The organism is Flavobacterium collinsii (genome assembly GCF_902804485.1).
Lineage (GTDB): Bacteria > Bacteroidota > Bacteroidia > Flavobacteriales > Flavobacteriaceae > Flavobacterium > Flavobacterium collinsii.
The window spans coordinates 29837-55182 of the sequence record NZ_CADCST010000148.1; the positions used below are offsets into that span (position 1 = coordinate 29837).

Consider the following 25346-nt stretch of genomic DNA (forward strand, 5'->3'; position numbering starts at 1 on the left):
TATGACAGACAAATTACATATAGCTTATATAGTATCACATTATCCGCATAAGGCATTTGGTCACGACGGAGGTTTAGGTACAAGTGTTTATAATCTAGTGGAGAAACTTAATGTTTTGGGAATTAAAGTTTCAGTTTTTATATACGGTCAAAAAAAAGAATTTATTCTTGAAGAAGAAAATGTAACGATTTATAGTTTAACCGATAGCAGAACACGTTTTTTTAGATTTTATTTTAACAGAAAAAAAATTGAAACAGTCATAAACGAAACCATTACTAAAAAAAAGATTGATATTATTGAAGCGCCGGATTGGACCGGAATAACAGCGCTTATGAATTTTAAAATTCCGTTAGTAATTAGATTTCATGGCAGTGATGCCTATTTTTGTCATTTAGAAGGAAGAAAGCAGAAATCGAAAAATTATTGGTCTGAAAAACTAGCACTCAAAACAGCAAAAGGATTTGTAGCGCCAACTACTTTTGCAGGAGCGCTTTCGAAGAAAATATTTAAGTTAAAAAATAAAGAAATAAAGACAATTCATTATGGACTAAAACTGCAAAACTTTACAAACGATTCTCCTGCGATTTACGAAAAAGGGTTGGTTTTGTATGTTGGAACCTTAATTCGTAAAAAAGGAGTTTTAGAACTGCCTGCTATTTTTAACAAAGTGCGTAACGATTTTCCCAACGCAAAACTAATTTTAATTGGCAGTGACTCCAGAGACATCAAGACAAATTCAAGCTCTACCTGGCAATTGATGCAAAGTCAATTTGAAAAGGATGATTTGAGTAGTGTAGAATACCTGGGTAAAATTCCATACAATGAAGTCGAAAACTATATAAAGAAAGCAAATGTTTGTGTATTTCCAACCTTTGCCGAAACATTGGGAATGGTTACGATAGAGTCTATGGCGATGAAAAAAGGAGTCGTTAATAGTAATATTGGCTGGGCGCAAGAACTTATAGTCGACGGAGAAAGCGGTTATCTGGTACATCCTACAGATCATGATTTATTTGCCAATAGAATTAAAGCATTGCTTAAAGAAGAATCGCTTTGCTTAAAGATAGGAGAACAAGCCAGAGAAAGAGTGGAAGCTAAATTTGATATTAATAAGGTTGTACAAGAGAATATTGAATTTTATAAAACAATAATCAACCAAAATTTAAAGCCATAATGATAATTATTTATCATAAAAAAAATAAGGTTGTTGAGGTAGAGTTCGAAAAGAAAATAGTGCATTTTTCGCAAGTTAATATCGCAAAAACGCTATTTGAAATGGCTGACCTGCATCCCCATAGTTTAATAGTTTGGTGCCATATTGATTTTAAAACGAATTTAAATATTTCAAAATTTCAGGATGTTTTTCATCATTCTAAAGTAATGGCGTCTTATAATCCATTTTCTAAATCGTTCTTGTCAGATTCTATTGGTTATGTCGAGGAATCACCATTTATAAAAATTAATAAAAAAGTTAGTTATCCAACCTGGCAGACAAGTAGTCTTGTTGGCGGTCTTAATGCCTCTGTTTTATTGGCTCTGAACGGAAAAATTAAAACGACTTTTAATTTTGATTATTTTTTACATTCTATGGCAAAATTGACCATGGAGAAAGGACTTTTTTGTTACTCAGAGCCATCATTACTAATTGATAATACTGTAGAATTAAAAGAGCAGAAAACAAACACCTATACTTTATTTCGATTTGTAAAACAGCATTATAGAACCCGCTGGGTATTTTTGTTGTTTTTGAACTTGTTGCTGTTTAAAAGAAAACTGAGTATTATTCCATTACTGTATTGTCTTATTTATCGAAGACGAAAATTGCAAAATGATTTGTTAGAGCATATTGAAGTTCAATCGTCAAAGCAAGTATTTAGTACAGAAACTATTGATGTAATAATTCCAACTATTGGACGAAAACAATATTTATACGATGTTTTGAAAGATTTATCAGTACAGAGTCATTTGCCCAAAAATGTTATAATTGTAGAACAAAATACAAATTTAGAAAGTGTTTCAGAACTTGACTATCTTCAAACCGAAAGTTGGCCATTTAAAATTAAACATACATTTACACATCAGGCAGGAGCTTGTAATGCGAGAAATTTAGCATTAGCACAAGTAGAGAGCGAATGGGTTTTTTTGAATGACGATGACAACAGATTTGCTCCTGACTTAATCAAAGAAACTTTAGAAAAATGTAGAAAATTTGGTGTAACAGTTGTAAATAACTGTTATTTAAAGAAAAACGAGACAAAAGAGTTTGATGTTGTAAATCAGGCTTCGATATTTGGGTCAGGAAATAGTTTTATGACTAGCGTGCTACTTAAAAAAGTTTCTTTTAGAATGGGGTTTGAATTTGGTTATGGAGAGGATAGTGATTTTGGAATGCAATTGCGTAATACAGGAGCAGACGTCGTATATTTTCCTGGTCCTGAAATTTTACATTTAAGTGCCCCAATGGGAGGGTTTAGGACAAAACCTGTTTTAGTCTGGAAAGAGGATCTAATTCAGCCCAAACCTTCGCCTACAATAATGTTGTATAAACAATTACACTTAACAGAAGAACAAATAAGTGGATATAAAATAATCTTATTTTTCAAATTTTATAAGGTTCAGGCAATTAAAAATCCATTATGTTATTATAAAAATTTCCAAAAGCAGTGGAAACAAAGCCTGTATTGGGCAAATGAATTAATTAGTAAATAAAAAAACTTGATAAAATCTATTACTGTTATAAAACCTTTGCAAAGTCAGACACTCGTGTTTGATAATCAGTCGCGCAAAGTTAGTATTGATTTAGCTCAGGTTAATCTTTCAGATTGTAATTCATTCGATATAAAAATTGTTTTTTCAAAGCCGGTAATACAATTTCGCAGTCACGAATATACATGGCAAAAAATGAAAAATAATTTTATCGCAAATGAATTTAGTCCCAAAATTGTAAAATTCCAAAATGAAAAGGTTATTCAGGCAAACATAACAAGTGGAATTTGGGAAATTGATCATCGTGATCCAACTGTTTTACTATGGAGATTCAATCCCGAATCAGCGTCGCCTATTACAATCTTTTCAGGGAGCCAAAATAGAAAAACTACAGTACAGGCCAAACAAGAGTTTAGTTTTGTCGAAAGCCCTGCTTTATTATTTCCTGAAAAAGAAGCTATTGAATTAAGTAGATCAATATATCCATTTTCGGCAGTTGCATGTTTTACGGATCATTGTGATTTTGATACAGCTGAAAATTTAACCATTCAGAGAACGTTTTTTAAAGAAAATCAGATAAAGATAACAAAAGGATTTTTCTTAAACCATTTTTCTAAAAGAGCAAATAACGCATCCTTCCAAAATCAAAAAGAGGAACTTTTAGAATGGAGTAAGGACGGACATGAATTGTGTTACCATTCACTTTCACAATCTATAAAATCAAATGCTGAAAGTTTACATGATTTTAAATACTTTGTTCCACCATCAAGTAATTTAAAAGTTTGGATTGATCACGGATATCAACCCTATAATTTATCACTCTTTAAAAAAAACGATATCAACGAAGGAGAATTTGGGACAATTTTGAAAAATAAAAACATTGATGTTTTGTGGAACTACATAGATTCCGGAACCGCAACAAATGGGGTGATAAATCAATTTAACCCACAACATTTTACTCTGTCAGTCTTTTTAAAAGGGATTAAAGATTTTGGACTGATTAAGAAAATGCAATTGATGATTAAAAACAGTATTTTTCATTATTACAATGACGAGGATAATATTCAGAAATATAGGAATACCGTAACAAACTTTAAAAAAATAGTCTTTCAAAGAAAATGGGAATCGATTTTTCTATTAATGAAAGATTCTCTTAAACTTGGCGCTTCTGTTTTCTCCGTCTTTTTATTTTGGAATACCAATAAGTTTAGACCTTATAGATTGGCTAAATATTCGCCAATTCTATTTAAACATAATTTTGAAGATAAAGAATTCTATATATTTCAGACCCTAGAAATGTTAGATTTTAAAAAATCGTTATCAGAAGAAAATATAAAAACATTGATAAACGAAAAAGGAGTTTTTATTGCACATACCTATTTTTCAGTTCCAATGGAATACCATAGCGGGAAATTATTTTCATCCCCAACAAAAATAGACGAGAAAGTTGCCGAGAGATTCCAATTTCTATCAGAGAAAATCAAAAATAAGGAAGTTTGGAATCCAACACTTTCAGAGCTTATTGCGTATTGGAAAGGTTTTGAGAAAATAGTTTTTGATATAGATATAGATGGGAACTTGTTTGAAAAAAGCGCCACAGGTTTAGAAATGCGAAAAGTAATTTAATATAAAATGAATCATAAACTAAAAACAATATTGTTTAAAACTCTCGCTTTGTTGCCCAATAAAGTAGATGATTATTGCTATCATAAAATTCAGAGTTCTTTTGATAAAATGACGTTAGAAGACCGCCTAAAAAGTGTCGAATCGACTTATTCCAGGCTTTCAAAAGTTTTAAATGATTTGAATATTGATTTAAAAGATAAAACAGTTTTTGAGTTTGGTTCAGGTTGGTTTCCGGGAATGCCCTATTTCTTTAAGTATAAATTGGAGGTTAAAAGGATAGCTACTTATGATATTAACAAACACTTTAAAAAAGAAACGATTCTGAAATTAAATGGTCTTTTTTCTGAAAGATATGGATTTGATGTGATACCCAATTTTAGTAGTAAATATGCACTTCCAAACGGAATTGAGTATTTTCCGGATCATAACATTGTAACAAATGAACTTCCGGATATTGATGTTGTGTTTTCGCGTTATGTTCTTTCGCATATGAACGAGAATGATGTAGATATTTTACATCGGAAGATGAGAGCCGAACTTAAAAAAGGAACCTACATTATTCATTTTATTTCGCCAAGCGATTTAAGGCAACATGGTGATAGTACTTTATCCTTACAGGATTTTTTGCAGTACAGCAAAGAACAATGGAATAGAATTCACACTAAATTTGATTATCACAATCGTTTAAGATTGCCTCAGTTTTTGGAAATTTTTAAGAAATACAATTACGAAATTGTTCATTTAGAATCTGACAGTTTGATATCAGGAACACCAAAGTATGATTTGTTTAAGAAAGTTCAACTTCATGAGGATTATCGCAAATATTCAGATAAAGAATTAACAGCAGGAAATATTTTCGTGGTTTTAAAAGTATAAAATACAATGAATTTACAAGTACACTTTTCCTTAGTAGTTTGTACCTACATGCGCCCGAAACAATTATTAAATCTGCTGCAATCTGTTCAGAAACAAAAACTATATCCGAATGAGATACTAGTTATTGATGGTTCTACAAATAAAGAAACAGAAAAGATAATTAATGAAAATTCATTTCAGGGGTTACAATATATTTTAGTTTCGCAAGAAAACAGAGGGCTGACAAAACAAAGAAATATCGGTATATCTAAAATAAATAAAGACAGCGAAATAGTTTGTTTTTTGGACGATGATACGGTTTTAGAACCGGATTATTTTTCTGAGATTATTAAAACCTTTCAAAATCACTTAGATGTTACTGGAGTTGGAGGAGTGGCTGTTAATGATTATAAATGGAGACCTCAAATTAAAGACTCTTTCTATAACAGAAAAAAGTATTTTCTATTTGAAAATTATTTTTATAAAGAGGGAACTCGCAATGTTGTTAGAAATTATTTAGGTCTTGGTGCCGGTTTAGGTTCTGGAAAGATGCCAAATTTTTCACATGGAAGAACTTCTGGATTTCCTTTGACAGGAAAAATATATGAAGTCGATTTGCTAATTGGAATGTCAATGGCATTTAGAAGAACTGTTGTTGAGAATATTAAATTTTCCAAATTTTTTGAAGGTTATGGGTTATATGAAGATGCAGATTTTAGTATAAGAGCGTTGAGTTTTGGTAAAAACACAATCAATACCAAAGCACAGTTGTCACATTTTCATGCTCCTTCAGGACGTCCCAACCAATATCAGTACGGAAAAATGGTAGTAAGAAACGGATGGTACGTTTGGCGCGTTAAAAACGCAAATCCAAGTTTAAAAGATCGTTTCAAATGGAATGCAATAACTGTTTTACTAACCTTAATACGATTTACGAACATACTTACAGCTGAGAATAAGAAAATGCCTTTTACTGAGGCAATAGGCAGAAGTATTGGCTGGTGTACTTTAGTATATAATAAACCCAAAGTATTGCGATGAAAACAAAAGTTTATGTTTATGGACTTTGTGATGTTTTTTATGATGGATATTATATTCAAGGGATTAAAGAACTTTATAAAGAATTTGAATTTAATATTGCTAAGTTTCCCAAATTCAATCAGGGTACCTTTGCATTTATTGTTGAAAAGGAAAATTATTCAAAGAAAATTATTATTGATTCAAAAGATTCTAATCAGATTCATTTAGCTGAATTAGAGTGGTGTGATGTTTATGGGAAAGTGAATTGTAATGAGTATCATTTACCTATCGAAAGCTCAAGAAAAATTATGGCTATTGGGCCAAGTTTTGGGGTTAGAATCTGGAGTTTATTGAAAACATTGTATTATTTATTTCTAAATTTTATTCGATTTAAAAATTCTATCACTAATAAAAGAGAGTTTGTTGCCAACTATTGGAGGCAATATAAAAGGCTGCAACTAAAAAGTTACCATTTAACTCAATCCTCAAAAAACGAAGTCTTTTTTTTAAATAGCATATGGAAAAAGGAAAGCGAAACCAATAAAAACAGAGCTTTATTTATAGAAACTTGTAAGAACAGTCCGTTACTTCGTTTTGAAGGGGGGTTTGTAGCAAGAAGTAATGGAGACAATTTAGGGTTGGATGATTTGGTGTACTCAAAAACAATTCCTTTGAGGCTGTATATAAAAAAGAGTAAAAGGTCGGCTTTTGTATTTAATACACCGGCAGTTTTATCTTGTCATGGTTGGAAATTAGCTGAATTTCTGGCTCTGGGAAAAGCAATTATCACCACTTCTCATCGCAATAAATTGCCAGAAGTTTTAGTAAATGAAAAGCACTTAATGTACGTTGAAAATCAAAGTGAAATTAACCAGGCAATTGAAAAATTAACTACTGATGTCAGCTTTAAAAGAAAACTGGAAGTCGAAAGTAGAAATTATTTTGATACGTATCTTACTCCATGTAAAGTTATTTCCAGATTAATAGAAAAAAAATAAATGAAATTTGTATTAATTAGTCATGTCTCGCACCTTTCTAAACAGGGACTGTTTTTTGGTTACGCACCCTATATTCGGGAAATGAATATATGGCTTAGAGCTGTTGATGAGGTGATTATTGTAGCTCCATTGCAAAAAGGGGAGCCAACAGCAATAGATATTCCCTACAAGCACAATAAAATCGATTTTAGAGAAACAGCCGATTTTAATTTTATTACGATTAAGAATAGTTTGAGTTCAATTTTGAAATTACCAACGATTTTTTGGGAGGTATTTAAGGCTATGAAAAATGCCGATTACATTCATTTACGTTGCCCGGGGAATATGGGACTAATTGGTTGTTTGGTTCAGATTTTATTTCCGTGGAAAATGAAAACAGCAAAATATGCCGGAAATTGGGATCCAAAAAGTAAACAGCCTTTGACTTATAAAATTCAAAAATGGATTTTGAGTAATGAATTTTTAACACGAAAAATGCAGGTGCTGGTGTATGGAAGTTGGGAAAACCAGTCAAAAAACATAAAGCCTTTTTTTACAGCCACCTATTTAGAGTCTGAGAAAGAAATCGTTGCGAAAACAAGTTTTGATTCGTCAATAAAATTCATTTTTGTTGGTAGTTTAGTTTTGGGAAAAAACCCGCTGTATAGTATAAAATTAGTGGAAAAACTGTCAAAAAAAGAAGCAAATGTAGTTTTGAATTTATACGGTGAAGGGCCAGAAAGAAAGAAAATAGAAAGTTACATTCAGAGCAATAACCTTCAGAACTTCATTTTTTTACATGGGAACCAAAATCATGAAATAATTAAAAAAGCATATCAAAACAGCCATTTTGTGATCTTGCCTTCAAAAAGTGAAGGTTGGCCAAAAGCCATTGCTGAGGGCATGTTTTGGGGATGTGTTCCTATTGTAAGTAAGGTTTCATGTTTGCCTTTTATGTTAGATTTTGGGAAGAGAGGTATTTTGTTAGAAATGAATTTAGACCAGGATATAAAACAAATTGAAAAATTAATTGATGTTCATAGTAGTTTTGATATGAAAAGTCAATTAGCTGCAAGTTGGTCTCAAAATTATACCGCAGATGTTTTTGAAGCTGAGATACAAAAGCTGTTAGTAAAATGAGAATTGTTCAAATCATAGACTCTTTAAATGCTGGCGGAGCAGAGCGAATGGCTGTTAATTATGCTAATGCATTGGGGAAGAAAGTACAGTTTTCGGGCTTAATAGCAACGAGAAGCGAAGGAGCTTTAAAGAAACAAATCGATCCTCAAGTATCTTATTTATTCCTAAAAAAGAAAAATCGAATAGATTTTAGTGCAATTTTTCGTTTAAGAAATTACTTAACCACAAATAAAATTGAGATAATTCATGCACACAGTTCTTCTTTTTTTATTGCTGTATTGGTTAAATTGACACTGCCGGGAATAAAAATTATCTGGCATGACCATTATGGGATTAGAGCTAAAGAAGCTAAGGAAGAAAACAAAGTTTTAATTTTTTTATCCGTTTTTTTTTCTTCCATTTTTGTAGTGAATCATCAATTAGAAAGCTGGAGTAAAAAAAATATGAAGTGTTCAAGAGTGGTTTTTATTCCTAATTTTGCAGTTTCAGAATTGGAAAGTCGGCAAATTACTAATCTGAAAGGCAAAGAAGGTAAAAGGATTGTTTTTTTAGCAAATTTAAAAAGACCCAAAAATCATATTTTAATACTGGAGGTATTTCTGGATTTAAAATTAAGGGAATATGGCTGGACTCTTCACTTGATAGGTAAAGATTATAATGATTCTTATTCCTGTATTTTAAAAGAATTTATAGAATCAAATTCTTTGCAGGACTGCATACATCTGTATGGAGAACAGAACGATGTTAAAAATATACTGTCTCAAGCTTCAATAGGAGTTTTGGCATCAACAGACGAAGGGTTTCCAGTGACATTAATAGAGTATGCATTAGCGAATCTGGCAGTTATTTCGACAAATGCTGGGTATTGCTCCATAATTATTCAAAATAATCGTAATGGGTTGTTGTTTGATCCGTCCTCAATTTCTGAAGTAAAGAATCAATTGTTAAAATTAATAGAAGACGAAATTTTTAGAGAGAAAATGGGAGATAATTTTAATAAATCTGTTTTAGAGAATTATTCGGAAGAAATTGTAATCGAAAAGTTAATTTTGGCCTATAAAATAAGTAAATAATGAAAAGTTTTTCTTTGTCTTATAATTACCTTCTTTTACTACACGCAGTAATTGCTCTAGTGATTTTTGCAGTTCCTTTTTTATCTAAAATATACGCTCTTTTAATTCCTGTTGTTGGTTTTTTTATTGTTTATCGAAGTAGAAATAAAAATAATGAGGTCATTTTTGTTGCCGCTTATTTAGTTGGAGTTGAGGTTCTTTTAAGGATGACAGGTGGAAACTTTAATAATGAATTTGTAAAGGTTACGGTAATTTTTTTCATGTTACTAGGCATGATATATAGTAATTTTTCAACTACTGCATTACTATATTGTTTCTTTTTGATGCTGTTAATTCCAGGGGTTTTAATTACGGCTACAGTTCTTAATGCTTCTGTAGATGTTAAAAAATCACTAGTTTTCAATTTGTCGGGCCCCGTCTGTTTGGCAGTATGTTCTTTATACATGTATAAAAGAAAAATTTTATTTGTTGATTTACAAAATGTCCTAATTGCAATGGGATTACCAATCGTTAGCACTACTGTTTATTTGTTTTTATATAATCCAAGCGTTAGAGATGTCGTTACCGGAACCCAATCTAATTTTGAGACTTCAGGGGGGTTTGGACCAAATCAGGTTTCAACGATTTTAGGATTGGGGATCTTTATTTTTTTTACTCAACTGATACTATTCTCTAAATCGAAAAAGATGCTGATCTTGAATGGAGGATTACTGATTTTTTTGACCTACAGAGGTATCGTGACTTTTTCAAGGGGTGGGGTTATAACAGCATTGGTTATGATTGTTTGTTTATTGCTTCTGTTGTACCGCTTTTCTAATACCAGAGGGAAAAAGAAGTTTGTTCTGGTTTTTATTCTAACAGGACTAATGGGTATTGGAGTATGGGGATACTCTTCTTTTCAAACGAATGGACTTATTGAGAAACGTTATGCCAATCAGGATGAGAGAGGTAGACAAAAAAAAGATCGTTTGGGCGGAAGAGAGCAAATCATTAATGAAGAATTAAAACTTTTTGTAGAAAACCCCATTTTAGGAGTCGGAGCCGGAATGGGTAAACAAATTCGAAAAGAAGTATTCGGTGAAGAAGTTGCTTCACACAATGAGATTACCCGAATGCTTAGTGAGCATGGTTTGTTTGGCGTTTTGGGAATTTTATTGATTTTTGTAGCACCTTTGATTTTGTATCTTAAAAATCGGCAGCATTTATACTTTTTTTCGTTTTTCGTTTTTTGGCTTTTAACCATAAATCACGCTGCTATGCGTACTGCAGCACCGGCTTTCGTATATGCACTGTCATTACTTTTTGTTCAGGTTAAAATTCCTGAAAAAACAGAAAATTCCGTCGATTAAGTTCTTTTTTTTATAATACATTTGTCTCAAGTTTAAGCCCCTAACAAACTTACTAAATGTTTACAAATCGTAAAATGCATTTCGAAATTTCGGAAAGGAGAGTATTACTTCTTGTTTTCGATGTTGTTTTTATTTTGTCAGCATTATATCTGTTGAGTTTATTATTTCACTATAATTACTTTGTTTTTGATAAAAGCAATTTCCCTGGTATACTATTGCTTCTAAGTTATGTATATGCTTTTGGAGTAATATTCGAAATGTACAATTTACAGGTAGCCAGTAATCAGTTGCAAATTCTTCAAAGTGTAATTTTTACGGCTACAGCTTCAAGCCTGGCCTATTTGTTTACTCCGATTTTAGCACCTGTATTGCCTAAGCAGCGATTGATTATCGTAATTTTTTATTTTACGATACTTGTTACATTGCTATTGTGGCGTTTGTTTTATGTTTACTTTTTGGCATCACATCGTTTTTCTCAGAATGTAGTTTTAATATGTGACCAGAATCAGGTTGAAGAATTGGTTTTAGGACTTGAGAATGTTGATCCGCACTATAGAATTATTGGTTTTGTAAATTCAGATACTATTTCAGAAGAAGATTTAAACTTCCACTACGTAAAAGAAATTAAGAAGAAAGATTTAGAAGAGTTTGTTATTCAGAATCAGGTTTCAGAGATTGTTATCGCTTCTCAAAAAACAGATGGAATTACAGCCGATCTATACCAACAATTACTTCATTTATTAGAATCAGGAAATATTATTCGGGAATATACGCAGGTTTACGAAAGCAAAACACAACGTATTCCGGTTCATTATATAGCCCGAGATTTTTATAGATTTTTCCCTTTTAGCAGAAATAATAACAATAAGCTATACCTGTTTTTTGTTCGCCTATTAGAATTTTTGTTTTCAATCACGGGGTTGTTTATTTGCTTCCTTTTTATTCCTTTTATTTTTATCACGAATCTAGTAGCTAATAAAGGAGCTTTGTTTTACACACAGGAACGTGTAGGTAAAAACGGAGTTATTTTTAAAATCTATAAGTTTAGAACCATGGTAGAAAACTCAGAGTCTAATGGGATTGTTTTCGCCAGTTCAAATGATAAACGGGTTACTCCTTTTGGTAAAATGATGCGTAAATCAAGAATAGATGAATTACCGCAGTTTTTTAATGTTCTAAAAGGCGATATGGCTGTTATCGGACCAAGACCTGAACGACCATTTTTCGTGGATGAAATAGCGCGAATTATGCCTTTTTATGAAACCAGACATGTTGTGAAACCGGGACTTACCGGTTGGGCACAAGTGAATTATTCTTATGGCGAATCTATTGATGAAAGTTTAATAAAGCTGCAATACGACTTGTACTACATCAAACACCGCAGCATATTTCTCGATTTAAGTATTACTTTTAAAACGATTACTACCGTTTTATTTTATCGTGGACAGTAGTTTAAATAATAATCGGAATACGCTTTTTATTTCGAATGGCTACTCTTACTAAAACAAATCCGCTTGTGATTATCATTGGTAAAACAATGAAAAAATGCGCTTTATTAATCATAAAAATGGCGTAAACTACCAAAAGTAGTAAATGTAAAGCTGCCAATCGGTATGTCCATCTTTTGTTCTTTAAAAATGAAAAAAAGATTAATACCAATAAAAGTGGGTTAAATAAAAGTACATTGTAATTCATCGTCAATTCCTGGTGAAGCGAATAGAATCCGATAGTAACAAAAAAGATTCCTATAAAAGATAAGATCAAAAGATAGATTTTATCAACTACTTTATTGTGCGCCAAAACAACAAAAGCTAGTATAAGGAGATAGGTATAAATATTATTCCACCATGAACTTGGTGTTTCTTTTTCAAAATTTAGCACAGTTTTGCTTTTGCTGACTAAAGGATGATTCTGAAAAGTAGTTTTCTCTAAACTGCTTTTTAATTCGAAAGGTAAAAAGATCCTGGTTCCCGGTTGGTCTACTTTGGTTCCGAAAATAATGCTAGTTCCAAGCTGATCATAAAAATGCTCATTGAAATATGGAAATAGGATTGATCGATACGTTTCAGTTGTATCTCCTTTTTTAGTTACAACATTTCCATTTAGCGATTTATTGATGACATCAACTACCATTGAAGTACAGTTTTTGTCAATAAATTTATAAGTGTAATAACGATCTTCAGAGAGTGCGGTTGCATTTAAGTTGTCGAAAAGTTTTTGTTTCTGATCTTGAGGTATAATAAGCTCTTGTTCAAAAACACTTCTCTTTTCGGTAGTATAATCATTTACAAAATCTGGAAATGATCGTACGCTTACAAAATATTGTAAATCACCTTTTGCGAACTTAGCAACAAAATTAGGTGTTCTAAAATCAAAATTACCATAATTGTAAACAACATCTATATTGTTAACCGGGTCAGCGACACGAATTGCAGTATGACCAAAATAAGTATAACTTTCATTACCCAGTCCGCAGGTAATAACACTTATTTTAGCTTCTTTTGATAAAGGTATATTCTGGCTAAACCCCACATAACTTAGTAATGATAGTAAACTAAAAAGTGTTTTTTTGAAAAGGACATTTTTCATAATTTAAAATGTTAAGAAGTTTAAAGGTCAACAAATATTATCTAAAGATACCTAAATCTACTTTTAAAGAAAAAATATTAGAGTACAAAGCTGTACTTTGATTTCCTAAATCTGTCAAAGCATAGTCGACCTGAATGCCTTTGTACTTGAAACCAAGGCCTATATTAGGCTGGAAGTTTAGCTTTTCAGTGTTGTCTAATTGAGTTACATTTTGAAAATTTCCTGCTCCTGCTCTTAAAAAAACAAGATCGGTATAACCAAACTCAAAACCCAGAGCAGGATCAATACTGACTGCTTTTGTCGAAATAATATCATTGGTTTGCTCAAAGCGCATATTCAAATTGGTTGCAACCAAAAGACTATAATCGTTGTGGAATTCAATTTTTTTAGAAATTCCCAGTTGAGCTTTCGGTAAAGTAATCTCAGTGCTCTCTGGTAATTCATTGTTTTCTCCTGGAATAGCATTGGCAATTTTTTCATATTCCTTCTCATCAATATTCCATACATTATAAGTAGTGGTAATATCGCGAAGCATCAAACCAAAATTCCACCCATTTCTTTCAAATTGAAGACCAAAGTCAAAACCAAAACCCCAGGAATTGGCGAATTTTCCAATAATTCGTCTGATTACTTTAGCATTCACTCCATATTGAAAACCGTCTACGGGTAATTTTCTTGCGTATGAAAAAGTAAAACCATAATCTGCAGTCGAAAATAGTCTGATTCGATTGTAATCGATATTTCCCTGATTATCGATCAACTGAGTGGTATCCATAATATCATCAACTCCAAAACGAATCATCGAAATTCCCCAGGCACTTCTGTCATCAATCGGACTTGCGTATCCTATGTAGTCATATTGTGCAATATTCGCAAAATAATTGGCGTGCATCAATGAAATTTGATGATCTTCAAGATGGGTCAGGCCGGCTGGATTCCAATAAACAGAATTAACATCATTTGTAGAAGAAACTACAGCACCCGACATCCCCAAAGCAGCTGCGTCAACACCAATATTCATAAATTCATTCGAATACTTTCGAACGGTTTGTGCATACTGTAGCGTACAACTCCAAAATAATAAAAACACAAAGATTTTCTTCAACGGATATTTTTTTGCAAACCGAAGTCTGTTTTAATTTTTATCAAAAATATAATATTTTAGTCATCTAATTCAAATTATTGTAAAACTTAAATTTTTCATATAAAAATGTTTACAAAGCTTTTGAAAGGAGAGAATTTTAATAGAAATTTTTGCTATTAATGTCGCTTATTTATACGAAATTTGCCCTTCACCATTTGTTAAAAATATAAATCATGAACATTAAAAAACACATTCCTAATTTAATCACATTAATCAACTTATTCTGCGGCTGTATTGCTGTTGTTTTTGTTTCGCAAGAGAACTTTTTAATGGCTTTTTGCATGGTTTCCTTAGGGATCTTTTTTGATTTTTTTGATGGTTTTTTTGCCCGATTGTTCAAAGTTTCAAGTCCGCTTGGATTGCAGTTAGATTCGTTAGCAGATATGGTAACCAGTGGTGTTGTTCCGGGTTATGTAATGTACAGTTTGTTTTTAAAAAGTGCTGACCCGAACAATGAAGTTGCCTTAACAATCGTTCCTTTTCTTGGATTTATTGTAACATTAGGTTCTTGTTACCGATTGGCTAATTTTAATATTGATACACGTCAGACTGATTCGTTTATAGGTTTGCCAACTCCGGCGAATGCGCTTTTTATTTTAAGCCTTCCATTAGTTATCGATTTCTCTGATTCATTATTTATATTTGAAATGTTAACCAATCATTGGGTTCTTTTGGGAATTACTTTATGCAGTGCTTATATTTTAAATGCCGAAATTCCATTGTTCGCTTTAAAGATTAAAAAGTTTACTGTAAAAGATAATGTCCTGCAAGTTGTATTTTTATTGATTTGTTTGGTTTTGGTGGTGTTATTGCAGTACATGGCAATTCCGTTAATTATTATCATTTATGTGTTGCTTTCAGTAGTGAATAATATCTTTTTGAAAAAGTAGTTTTATTGGAATGGCAAGAAAAACGACCACCCGAAGAGCTTCTTACTCCCGAAAATCGAAACCTCAGAGGTCGATTTTAGCGAGCGGACTTCGTTTTATTATTTACTCTTTTTTAGTATTGCTTTTTTTTGCGACAGTTTATCATTATCGTGATGGGCTTGCTTATTATCTGGGCTTTAAATCAAATAAAGTTCTGGAAGAAGATGCTGTAGAGAAACATCTTTCTGATGTTAGAAATGTTCAGGTTCTGGAAAATCACAAAGGAAAAGTAATCGGTATTGACGTTTCTGAATTTCAGGGAACCGTACATTGGAGTGAAGTTGAGGTTTTGGAAGAAAAATACCCGGTCCAGTTTGTTTTTATCCGGGCTACTGCAGGAAATAACAAAGTCGATAGGCAGTTTATGCACAATTGGTTAGGTGCGAAAAAGCATAAAATTATTCGAGGGGCTTATCACTATTACCGTCCCAACGAAAATTCGATAGAACAGGCAGATTTGTTTATTAAAACAGTAAAATTACAAAAAGGGGATCTGCCTCCGGTTTTAGATATCGAAAGATTGCCTAAAAACCAATCACTAGACAGTTTAAAGAAAGGATTAAAACGCTGGTTGAATAAGGTTGAGGCGCATTATCAGGTGCGTCCGATTATTTATACCGGAGAGCGTTATTATGGTGATTTTCTGAAAGAAGAATTTGGAGAGTATTTATTCTGGATTGCCAACTATAATTTCTACAGAGAGAAGATTGAAGAAGACTGGTTGTTCTGGCAATTTACAGAAAAAGCCTCTTTGCCGGGAATCAAGCACAGTGTAGATGTGAATATCTATAATGGAGATTTAGAGCAATTACAGTTTATAACAGTGGAGTGAGAGTCTGGTCTCAGGTGTGATTTATTTCAATAAAACCAAAACGATCATTATTAAGAGCGGTAATAAAAGTAAAACGGAGTAAGGATTGGCGAAGTTTATTGTATAGCCCATCCATTGAATCCTTTTCGGAGGGAGTAATCGTTTGTCTTTTGGATTGTAGTAAAAACAGCCTAAATACCAATTATTTGGGTCTTTATGCCAATTGTTGTAATCTTCCTGAGTTGGTTTTTGTTCTTCTGATTTCATACTAATTGTAAAATATAAGATGTAAAAAAAAATGGTAAAAAGTAATTTACATTTTACTTTTTACCATTCACATATAACTTCCTTAAAATTCAAGTTTCTTTTTACGAAGTTCAAAATTTTGTCCCAGGTAAACACGACGAACCATTTCATCTTCGACTAATTCTTCCGGAATTCCGGCTTTTAAGATTCCACCTTCAAACATTAAGTATGTTTTATCTGTGATGGCTAAAGTTTCCTGAACGTTGTGGTCGGTAATTAAAATTCCGATGTTTTTATTTTTCAACTGTGCTACAATTCTCTGAATGTCTTCAACCGCAACCGGGTCAACTCCTGCAAAAGGTTCATCTAGTAAAATGAATTTTGGATCTGTTGCCAGAGCACGTGCAATCTCAGTACGACGACGTTCTCCTCCCGACAGTAAATCTCCTCTGTTCGTGCGAATATGTTCTAAGCTGAATTCTTCAATTAAACTCTCCATTTTTGCAATTTGCTCTTCTTTCGATAGTTTGGTCAATTGCAAAACACTCAGAATGTTGTCTTCAATGCTTAATTTTCTAAAAACAGAAGCTTCTTGTGCTAAATAACCAATTCCTTGCTGTGCACGTTTGTACATAGGATAATCGGTAATGTTTAAATCGTCCAGATAAATATTTCCTGAGTTTGGTTTTACCAATCCCACGATCATATAAAACGAAGTTGTTTTTCCTGCACCATTAGGTCCTAAAAGCCCTACGATTTCACCTTGATTAACTTCAACAGAAATCCCTTTTACAACACTACGTCCTTTATAGGTTTTTATTAAATTATCCGCTCTTAGCTTCATTTTTTTTAATTAGATAATAGTCAGTTTGATAATGAGATAATTATATCTCTAATGAGCAAAATAAAAGAAAATAAATCAATAGAATAAATGAATTAACATATTGTCAAGAAAATTATCTAATTGACTAATTGTCTCATTTTTTAATTCTCTTGCTCTTCTAAAGCTTCCCAGAATTCATAAGCTCTTCTCAAATGTGGAATTACGATGGTTCCGCCAACTAAAGTTGCGATTCCCATGGCTTCCATCATTTCTTCTTTGGTAACCCCTTCTTTATGGCTCGTTTCGAGATGGTATTTTACACAATCGTCACAACGTAAAACCGCTGAAGCTACTAATCCTAAAAGCTCTTTTGTTTTTACATCAAGCGCTCCCGGGGCGTAAGCATTCGTATCAAGGTTAAAAATTCTTTTTACAATTTTATTGTTGTCAGCCAATAATTTTTCGTTCATTTTAGAACGGTAATCATTAAATTCATGTATGATATCAGACATTTTCTTTCAATTTATTTTTATAAACTACTTTTGAAATCAGGATACTCACTTCGTAAATAAGCAGCATTGGTATGGCTACTATAGTTTGACTTACTACATCAGGAGGTGTTACGATTGCTGCAATAATTAAAATGATTATTACGGCGTATTTCCAATATTTTCTCAAGAATTCAGGAGTTACTAATCCCAATTTGGTTAAGAAATAAATAGCGATTGGTAACTCAAAAAAGATAGCGCTACCTAATATACTTGTTTTTACCATCCCCATATAAGAGTCTAGCGTGAATTGATTTTTTACAACATCACTTACAGAGAAAGTAGCCACGAAATTTACCGACATCGGAATAACCACAAAATACCCGAACAACACTCCTAAGAAGAAAAGTAAAGAGGATGTGAAAATGAATACTTTAGCATTTTTTCGCTCTTTCTCATACAAAGCAGGACTGATAAATTTCCAAATCTCCCATAAAATATAAGGAAAGCTCAAAATAAAACCGGCTAAAAGACACATCCAGACAAAAATATTTACCTGACCTTCCATTTCTGTATTTTGGATGATAAAATTTAGTTGTGTGATGCAAATACTATCAGCGAAACCTAATTGGTGTGATAAATCACAAAACCAGATGTAGGTAAAAAAAGTTGGTCTGGTTGGGCCCAGAATAATTTCATCAAACAAATAATCACTTACAAAATACGTGACAAATGCCATTATCATAATTGCAATTGTACTTCTAACCAGTAACCATCTTAATTCTTCAAGATGATCTAGAAATGACATCTCGCCAAGGTTTTTTTTTGCCATTATACGATTCCTTCTTTTAAAATGTCATGTAAATGTAGTACTCCTTTGTACTCTCCATTATCAGCAACAATAAGCTGTGTTATCGAAAAATCTTCTAAAATATTCAAAGCGTCAACTGCCATTGTTTCTGAAGATACGAATTTAGGATTTTTAGACATAATATCTTTTGCAGTTAAATCAGCAATAGTATCTACGTCATTTAGCATTCTTCGGATGTCTCCGTCAGTAATAATTCCGATAATTTTATCGTTTTCGATTACCGCAGTTACACCCAGTCTTTTTTCAGAGATCTCAAAAATAGCTTTTTTGATTGAGGTATCCGGACCTACCATTGGTTTTAACGAATGTTCGATCATGTCTTTAACACGAAGGAGTAATTTCTTTCCTAAAGCGCCGCCAGGATGATAAACTGCAAAATCTTCGGGTTTAAAATCACGCATTTCCATCAAACAGACTGCTAAAGCGTCACCCATAACAAGTTGAGCGGTGGTGCTGTTTGTTGGTGCCAGATTTATTGGGCAGGCCTCCATTTCGACAGTGGTATTAAGAACATAATCAGAACCTTTGGCTAAAAAGGAAGTTACATTTCCGGTTATTCCAATCAAAATGTTTCCAAAACGTTTCAACAGGGGAACTAGTACTTTTATCTCAGGGCTGTTTCCGCTTTTTGAAATGCAGATTACGATGTCTTCGTTTTGTATCATTCCTAAATCGCCATGGATGGCTTCTGAGGCGTGAAGGAACATAGATGGAGTACCAGTTGAGTTAAAAGTAGCTACCATTTTTTGAGCAATAATTGCACTTTTTCCGATGCCTGTAACGACCAATCGGCCCTTAGTTTCATAAATGCGTTGGACAGCTTCGTAGAAATTTTCATCCAGAAAATCAATTAGCTTTGTAATTGCTTCGCTTTCAGAGAGTATGGTTTTTTTGGCGATCGCCAATATATTTTCTTTTGTGATCAAAACAGAATATTTAAAATTTGTATGTATAAAAGAAAGTTGTATCTTTATGTGTTGCAAATTTATACAAAATATCCATTAATATAAAGAATGAATTCAAACGAAATTGAAATACACAAGGAATTAAAGAAGTATTTCGGCTTTAGCCAATTTAAGGGCTTGCAGGAGCAAGTCATTACGAGTATTTTAGATAAGAAGAATACTTTTGTAATTATGCCAACTGGCGGTGGAAAGTCTCTTTGTTATCAATTACCCGCTTTAATTCAGGACGGAACGGCTATAGTTGTTTCTCCCTTGATAGCTTTGATGAAAAATCAGGTTGATGCTATTCGAAGCCTTTCTTCAGAAAACGGAATTGCCCATGTGCTAAATTCCTCCCTTACCAAAACAGAAATTGCTCAGGTTAAAAAAGACATCACTTCAGGTTTGACCAAACTTTTGTATGTCGCACCAGAATCGTTGACAAAAGAAGAATATGTAGCCTTTTTGCAAAGTGTGCCCATTTCATTTGTAGCTATTGACGAAGCGCATTGTATTTCAGAATGGGGTCATGACTTTAGGCCGGAATACCGTAATCTGAAAAATATAATCAAACAATTAGGTAAAGTGCCTATTATTGGACTTACCGCAACTGCAACCCCAAAAGTTCAGGAAGATATACTAAAAAATCTTGAAATGTCTGATGCTAATACTTTTAAAGCATCATTCAACAGACCGAACTTGTACTACGAAGTTCGTACGAAAACGAAAAATATAGAGTCGGATATCATTCGATTTATCAAACAACATAAAGGCAAGTCCGGGATTATTTACTGCTTAAGCCGTAAAAAAGTAGAATCGATTGCCGAAGTTTTACAGGTTAATGGCATTAGTGCTGTTCCATATCATGCTGGTTTAGACGCTAAAACCCGTGCAAAACATCAGGATATGTTTCTGATGGAAGATGTAGATGTGGTAGTAGCAACTATTGCCTTTGGAATGGGGATTGATAAACCGGACGTTCGTTTTGTAATTCATCACGATATTCCAAAATCACTTGAAAGTTATTACCAGGAAACGGGTCGTGCCGGCCGTGATGGAGGAGAAGGACATTGTTTGGCCTATTACTCCTATAAAGATGTAGAGAAACTGGAGAAATTCATGTCTGGAAAACCAGTGGCAGAACAGGAAATTGGATTTGCTCTTTTGCAGGAAGTGGTTGCGTATGCCGAAACTTCGATGTCCCGTCGAAAATTCCTGTTACATTACTTTGGTGAAGAATTTGACAGTGAAACCGGTGAAGGTGCCGATATGGATGATAACGTTCGTAATCCCAAAACAAGAGTTGAAGCCAAAGATCAGGTGGTTAAATTGTTGGAGATTGTTCGGGATACCAAGCACATTTATAAATCAAAAGAAATTGTGTTTACTTTAATTGGTCGCGTAAATGCAGTAATTAAAGCACACAAAACAGATACACAATCGTTTTTTGGATCAGGTTCAGATCACGATGAAAAATATTGGATGGCCCTGCTTCGACAGGTTTTAGTAGCAGGATATCTATCTAAAGATATTGAAACTTATGGTGTAGTGAAAATTACTAAAGAAGGTTTGAACTTTATTAAAAAGCCAGTTTCATTTTTAATGTCTGAAGATCATGAATACAATGAGTCTGAAGATGAAGCCATCGTAACGGCAGCAAAATCATCAGGAACTGCCGATGAAGTTTTAATGGGTATGTTGCGTGAATTGCGTAAAAAAGTAGCCAAGAAATTAGGAGTGCCTCCGTTTGTTGTTTTTCAGGATCCATCTCTTGAGGATATGGCTTTGAAATATCCAATTACTTTAACCGAATTATTCAATATTCATGGTGTTGGTGAAGGAAAGGCTAAAAAGTATGGAGGTGAGTTTGTGTCTTTAATCAGCAGATATGTTGAAGATAATGATATTATTCGTCCAGATGATTTGGTGGTAAAATCTACCGGAGTCAATTCGGCCAATAAACTATACATCATTCAGAATATCGATAGGAAATTACCGTTGAGTGATATTGCTTCTGCAAAAGGACTTTCGATGGATGCTTTGATTAAAGAAATGGAGCAAATCGTTTATTCGGGAACAAAACTGAATATCAAATACTGGGTTGATGATATGTTGGATGACGACCAGCAGGAAGAAATTCACGATTATTTCATGGAATCGGAATCTGATAAAATCGAAGACGCATTAAAAGAATTCGATGGAGATTATGATATCGATGAATTGCGCTTAATGCGAATTAAATTTATCAGTGAAGTCGCGAACTAAAGCTAAATTCTAAAATAAAGAAAAATATAAATTCCAAATTCCAAGCTGGTTAAGCAATTGGAATTTGGGATTTTTTTATTGGAGTTTGGAATTTGAAATTTAAAAAAAATCTAAATTTACCCTTCAAATACTTCCCCTCTATGTGGTTTCAATGCATCACGTACAGCAATCATATTTTCATCTGTAACTACCATAAAAGCGGTTGCATGCATGTCGTTTATGATTTTAAATCCTGTAATGTTTAACGCAAGCTTTTCGATAGCGATATATTCTTTTAAATGAATTTCGTGGTGTTCGGCTGTTTTTTCGGCAGCTGGACCACGGAAATCCCAAATTAGTTTTATTTTTCTAGACATTTTTTTTAAAGGTACAAAGGTTCAGAGTGGCAAAGGTACAAAGTCTATTTTTAAAACAAAGGTTCTAAGCTTCTGAGATGCTAAGGTTCTAAGTTTTTTTGTAAAGATGGGCAGTATTAAGTTTTACTACCGTTAAAAGAAATCTTTTTTAATTCAAATAATCTGCGATTAAAAAATAAATCAAGATTTACTTAAAAAAACAAATGTAAAATCTTCTGAGATCTGTGCTAATCTGTGTGTAAATTTTTCGGTGGAGTTATATTCTCATTTCAAAATAGTACTTTTGCAAGGTAGTTTTATTTTCTATAGTAATAAAAATTGATGATTTAAAATGGATAATAATTCGGTTGGAGCAGAATTAGTATTAAATGAATCCGCTAGAGATCATCTAAAGACGGCCAGAAAATGGGTTTTTGCAATCTCGATTATTGGCTTAATTGTGGTGCTGTTTTTAATAAGCAGTTCAATTTATAGCTATATTTCGCTATCAAGATGGGGCAGTGTCCCTACAGGGGGTGGAGTTGGATATTTAATTGGAATAGTTTTTACTTATGTCTTTTTCTTAATCGGTGTATCTTGTTTTTTTCCGTTTTATTATTTGTATAAATTTTCTTTATATCTGAAAATGGCTTTAGATGTTGATGACTCAGAGTTATTGGAAGGCTCTTTTAGGTATTTAAAACTGCATTACAAATCAATAGGGATTTTAGTATTGGTATTTACTTTGTCGTATTTATTAGTATTTAAAGTCATATTATAATATTATTTTTCAAAATACAATGCCAAGAGAACTTTTACTTCAGGTAACGCCGGAAATAGCAGCAAACGAATTGTTGCTGAAAGACCATTTGTCTAAACAAATAAAGGTTTCTCCCAAAGAAATTCAACATGTTTCGATTCTGAAACGATCTATTGATGCACGTCAAAAAGCGATTAAAATCAATCTAAAAGTTGTTATCTATTTGCAGGGTGAATCTTTTCAGGAAACAAAAATTGAGCTACCTATATATAAAGATGTCTCTTTGGCGCAGGAAGTGATTGTTGTTGGCGCTGGTCCGGCCGGGCTTTTTGCAGCTCTACAATTAATAGAATTGGGTTTAAAGCCAATTGTAATTGAGCGCGGAAAAGACGTTCGTGGTCGTCGTCGCGATTTAAAGGCGATAAATGTCGATCATTTGGTTAACGAAGATTCTAATTATTGTTTTGGCGAAGGCGGCGCAGGCACGTATTCGGATGGAAAATTGTATACACGTTCTAAAAAACGTGGAGATGTGACTAGAATCTTAGAACTTCTCGTCGCTTTTGGTGCTTCAGAGGATATTCTGGTAGAAGCACATCCGCACATTGGAACCAATAAGCTGCCAAAAATCATTGAAGATATTCGAAATAAAATCATCGAGTTTGGTGGTCAGGTTCTATTTGATACACGCGTTATTGACATTTTGGTAAAAAATAATGAAGTTGAAGGAATTGTTACTCAAAACGGAGATAAGATTCTGGCAAATAAATTAATCCTCGCAACAGGGCATTCAGCACGTGATATTTTTGAATTATTAGATAAAAAGAAAATTTTTATAGAAGCAAAACCTTTTGCTTTAGGAGTTCGTGCAGAACATTCTCAGCAATTAATTGACAGTATTCAGTATAGTTGTGATTATCGCGGTGAACATTTGCCTCCTGCGCCATATTCTATTGTGAAACAAGTTAACGGTCGTGGCATGTATTCGTTTTGCATGTGTCCGGGTGGTGTAATTGCGCCTTGTGCAACGAGTCCGGGTGAAGTTGTCACGAATGGATGGTCTCCATCAAAACGAGATCAGGTCACAGCAAACTCAGGAATTGTAATTGAATTAAAACTGGAAGATTTTAAACCTTTTGCAAAATTTGGAGCTTTGGCTGGAATGGAATTTCAGAAAAGTATTGAACAAAAGGCCTGGCATTTGGCTGGAGAAACTCAGAAGGTTCCTGCACAACGAATGGTGGACTTTACACAGAATAAAGTTTCGGCTGATATTCCAAAAACGTCTTATGTTCCCGGAACAACTTCGGTTGAAATGGGGCAGGTTTTTCCGGGATTTTTGTCGCAAATTTTACGTGAAGGTTTTAAGGAATTTGGGAAATCAATGCGCGGTTATTTAACCAATGAGGCTATTTTACATGCTCCGGAAAGTCGTACGTCATCTCCTGTTCGAATCCCTAGAGATCCTATGACTTATGAGCATTTGCAAATCAAAGGACTGTATCCGTGTGGAGAAGGTGCCGGATATGCGGGTGGTATTATCTCCGCAGCCATTGATGGAGAAAAATGCGCTTTAATGATTGCTGAAACTTTAAAATAAAAATTTTGTAGTAAAAAGATTGCTTTTTGTAAAAGTGCTATATTTGTGGTGCAATTAAATGTTATTAGATGATACTACAAGATGTTGAGAAAAGATACGAGTTTGAGTATCCACCTTTGTATAAACAGTTATACGAAGATGGAATGCTTGATATAGGTGAATATGGGCCTAATTGGTATTCCGATGTTTATCCGAAATTAAAAGAAAATCCGCCATTACTTCTGCATTCGTATGATTTTGAATTGCTCAGTTTAAAAGGAGTTAGTAGAGAAATTGAACGGCTTACTAATCCTGATGATTACCGCCAGATCAAAAAAGAGTTTAGATTCATCCCTTTTGCTAAAAGTGGTGCTGGTGATCATTTTTGTTTTTTTCTGAATGGAGAAGAAGATGGAAATGTGCCGATAGTTTTTGTATGGCATGATAATAATGAGGTGAATTATCTGGCAAAGAATCTGGAAGACTTTGTTTTTAGAACCTTATTAACTGATATGTCTCAGCAAGATATTTATAATGAGGAAAGTGAAGAGGAGTTTAAGAGTAATATTGAAGAGGTGTTTAAATCTCATGAAAAATATCTAACTGAGGAACGAAAGGAAGTTCTGCAAAAACTATTAAAGCGTGATATTATTGATTACCAGATTTTTGTCGAAAAAAGCAAAGAAGATGCAAGAGGATTCCTGACAGATCTTGAATTGCAAAAGTTGCTAGTTGAAAATATTTGGTTCGATAAAATGGATGTTACTTTTAAATATTCAAATGAATAAAAAATACTTAATTTAGATTCGAAAACTT

The 25346-nt window shown here is 33.2% G+C and carries 24 protein-coding genes; 16 read left to right on the top strand and 8 right to left on the bottom strand.

Annotated elements, in window-relative coordinates; genetic code table 11:
* Position 1: 1 nt before the first annotated feature.
* The 10 genes from FLA105534_RS22170 (at position 2) to FLA105534_RS22215 (ending at position 12197) form a co-directional block, all read left to right on the top strand.
* A complete protein-coding gene (locus tag FLA105534_RS22170; protein ID WP_173968260.1) occupies positions 2-1174 on the top strand; it encodes a glycosyltransferase family 4 protein in 1173 nt (390 codons plus the stop codon).
* Positions 1174-2709, top strand: a complete 1536-nt coding sequence (locus FLA105534_RS22175; protein ID WP_173968261.1) for a glycosyltransferase family 2 protein — start codon at positions 1174-1176, stop codon at positions 2707-2709. Before FLA105534_RS22170 ends, FLA105534_RS22175 begins: the two co-directional genes overlap by 1 nt.
* A gap of 192 nt (positions 2710-2901) precedes the next feature.
* Complete coding sequence (locus FLA105534_RS22180; protein WP_173968262.1) at positions 2902-4332, top strand: hypothetical protein; 1431 nt, start codon at positions 2902-2904, stop codon at positions 4330-4332.
* A 6-nt stretch (positions 4333-4338) separates the two neighbouring features.
* Entirely contained in the window at positions 4339-5208 is an 870-nt protein-coding gene (locus tag FLA105534_RS22185) for a hypothetical protein (RefSeq protein ID WP_173968263.1), read from the top strand.
* A 6-nt stretch (positions 5209-5214) separates the two neighbouring features.
* Positions 5215-6228 (top strand): glycosyltransferase family 2 protein, encoded by a 1014-nt coding sequence (locus tag FLA105534_RS22190; RefSeq protein WP_173968264.1) that lies wholly within the window; start codon positions 5215-5217, stop codon positions 6226-6228.
* Positions 6225-7205 carry a glycosyltransferase gene (locus FLA105534_RS22195; RefSeq protein WP_173968265.1) on the top strand — a complete coding sequence of 327 codons (981 nt, stop codon included), beginning with the start codon at positions 6225-6227 and terminating at the stop codon, positions 7203-7205. Before FLA105534_RS22190 ends, FLA105534_RS22195 begins: the two co-directional genes overlap by 4 nt.
* Complete coding sequence (locus FLA105534_RS22200) at positions 7206-8324, top strand: glycosyltransferase (RefSeq protein ID WP_173968266.1); 1119 nt, start codon at positions 7206-7208, stop codon at positions 8322-8324.
* The gene (locus FLA105534_RS22205; protein ID WP_173968267.1) at positions 8321-9397 is read left to right on the top strand and encodes a glycosyltransferase; all 1077 of its coding nucleotides are present in this window, start codon (positions 8321-8323) and stop codon (positions 9395-9397) included. The genes FLA105534_RS22200 and FLA105534_RS22205 overlap by 4 nt, the downstream gene beginning before the upstream one ends.
* A complete protein-coding gene (locus tag FLA105534_RS22210) occupies positions 9397-10746 on the top strand; it encodes an O-antigen ligase family protein (RefSeq protein ID WP_173968268.1) in 1350 nt (449 codons plus the stop codon). Before FLA105534_RS22205 ends, FLA105534_RS22210 begins: the two co-directional genes overlap by 1 nt.
* Before the next feature lie 56 nt (positions 10747-10802).
* Positions 10803-12197 (top strand): exopolysaccharide biosynthesis polyprenyl glycosylphosphotransferase, encoded by a 1395-nt coding sequence (locus FLA105534_RS22215; protein WP_173968269.1) that lies wholly within the window; start codon positions 10803-10805, stop codon positions 12195-12197.
* Between the two features lies 1 nt (position 12198).
* Here FLA105534_RS22215 and FLA105534_RS22220 read toward each other — a convergent pair whose 3' ends face one another.
* Both FLA105534_RS22220 and FLA105534_RS22225 read right to left on the bottom strand, forming a co-directional pair.
* The gene (locus FLA105534_RS22220) at positions 12199-13335 is read right to left on the bottom strand and encodes a lipoprotein N-acyltransferase Lnb domain-containing protein (protein ID WP_173968270.1); all 1137 of its coding nucleotides are present in this window, start codon (positions 13333-13335) and stop codon (positions 12199-12201) included.
* A 37-nt stretch (positions 13336-13372) separates the two neighbouring features.
* Positions 13373-14440, bottom strand: coding sequence for a putative type IX sorting system protein PorV2 (locus FLA105534_RS22225; RefSeq protein WP_455424121.1), 1068 nt, complete (start codon positions 14438-14440; stop codon positions 13373-13375).
* Positions 14441-14652: 212 nt separating this feature from the next.
* On the opposite strand from FLA105534_RS22225, the gene FLA105534_RS22230 reads away from it, so the two are divergent.
* Together FLA105534_RS22230 and FLA105534_RS22235 are read left to right on the top strand one after the other, a co-directional pair.
* Positions 14653-15369, top strand: coding sequence for a CDP-alcohol phosphatidyltransferase family protein (locus FLA105534_RS22230; RefSeq protein WP_173968271.1), 717 nt, complete (start codon positions 14653-14655; stop codon positions 15367-15369).
* A 10-nt stretch (positions 15370-15379) separates the two neighbouring features.
* Positions 15380-16240 (top strand): glycoside hydrolase family 25 protein, encoded by an 861-nt coding sequence (locus FLA105534_RS22235; protein WP_173968272.1) that lies wholly within the window; start codon positions 15380-15382, stop codon positions 16238-16240.
* Between the two features lie 21 nt (positions 16241-16261).
* Here FLA105534_RS22235 and FLA105534_RS22240 read toward each other — a convergent pair whose 3' ends face one another.
* The 5 genes from FLA105534_RS22240 to FLA105534_RS22260 form a co-directional block, all read right to left on the bottom strand.
* A complete protein-coding gene (locus FLA105534_RS22240) occupies positions 16262-16486 on the bottom strand; it encodes a DUF5808 domain-containing protein (RefSeq protein WP_173968273.1) in 225 nt (74 codons plus the stop codon).
* An 82-nt stretch (positions 16487-16568) separates the two neighbouring features.
* Positions 16569-17309 (bottom strand): LPS export ABC transporter ATP-binding protein, encoded by a 741-nt coding sequence (lptB, locus tag FLA105534_RS22245; RefSeq protein WP_007803831.1) that lies wholly within the window; start codon positions 17307-17309, stop codon positions 16569-16571.
* Between the two features lie 140 nt (positions 17310-17449).
* The gene (locus FLA105534_RS22250; protein WP_173968274.1) at positions 17450-17800 is read right to left on the bottom strand and encodes a carboxymuconolactone decarboxylase family protein; all 351 of its coding nucleotides are present in this window, start codon (positions 17798-17800) and stop codon (positions 17450-17452) included.
* Positions 17793-18608 (bottom strand): twin-arginine translocase subunit TatC, encoded by an 816-nt coding sequence (tatC, locus tag FLA105534_RS22255; protein ID WP_173968275.1) that lies wholly within the window; start codon positions 18606-18608, stop codon positions 17793-17795. The genes FLA105534_RS22250 and tatC overlap by 8 nt, the downstream gene beginning before the upstream one ends.
* Positions 18608-19573, bottom strand: coding sequence for a KpsF/GutQ family sugar-phosphate isomerase (locus tag FLA105534_RS22260; protein ID WP_173968276.1), 966 nt, complete (start codon positions 19571-19573; stop codon positions 18608-18610). Before FLA105534_RS22260 ends, tatC begins: the two co-directional genes overlap by 1 nt.
* An 87-nt stretch (positions 19574-19660) precedes the next feature.
* On the opposite strand from FLA105534_RS22260, the gene recQ reads away from it, so the two are divergent.
* On the top strand, positions 19661-21856 hold the full coding sequence (gene recQ, locus FLA105534_RS22265; protein ID WP_173968277.1) for a DNA helicase RecQ: 2196 nt from the start codon (positions 19661-19663) through the stop codon (positions 21854-21856).
* 116 nt (positions 21857-21972) lie between these two features.
* On the opposite strand, the gene FLA105534_RS22270 is transcribed toward recQ, so the two are convergent.
* Positions 21973-22212, bottom strand: a complete 240-nt coding sequence (locus tag FLA105534_RS22270; RefSeq protein ID WP_173968278.1) for a hypothetical protein — start codon at positions 22210-22212, stop codon at positions 21973-21975.
* Positions 22213-22543: 331 nt separating this feature from the next.
* Here FLA105534_RS22270 and FLA105534_RS22275 point away from each other — a divergent pair, with 331 nt between their 5' ends.
* The 3 genes from FLA105534_RS22275 (at position 22544) to FLA105534_RS22285 (ending at position 25318) form a co-directional block, all read left to right on the top strand.
* Entirely contained in the window at positions 22544-22972 is a 429-nt protein-coding gene (locus tag FLA105534_RS22275; protein ID WP_173968279.1) for a hypothetical protein, read from the top strand.
* A gap of 19 nt (positions 22973-22991) precedes the next feature.
* Positions 22992-24551: an NAD(P)/FAD-dependent oxidoreductase gene (locus FLA105534_RS22280; protein ID WP_173968280.1), complete on the top strand. Its 1560-nt coding sequence runs from the start codon at positions 22992-22994 to the stop codon at positions 24549-24551.
* A gap of 68 nt (positions 24552-24619) precedes the next feature.
* Positions 24620-25318 (top strand): SMI1/KNR4 family protein, encoded by a 699-nt coding sequence (locus tag FLA105534_RS22285; protein ID WP_173968281.1) that lies wholly within the window; start codon positions 24620-24622, stop codon positions 25316-25318.
* Positions 25319-25346 lie beyond the last annotated feature (28 nt).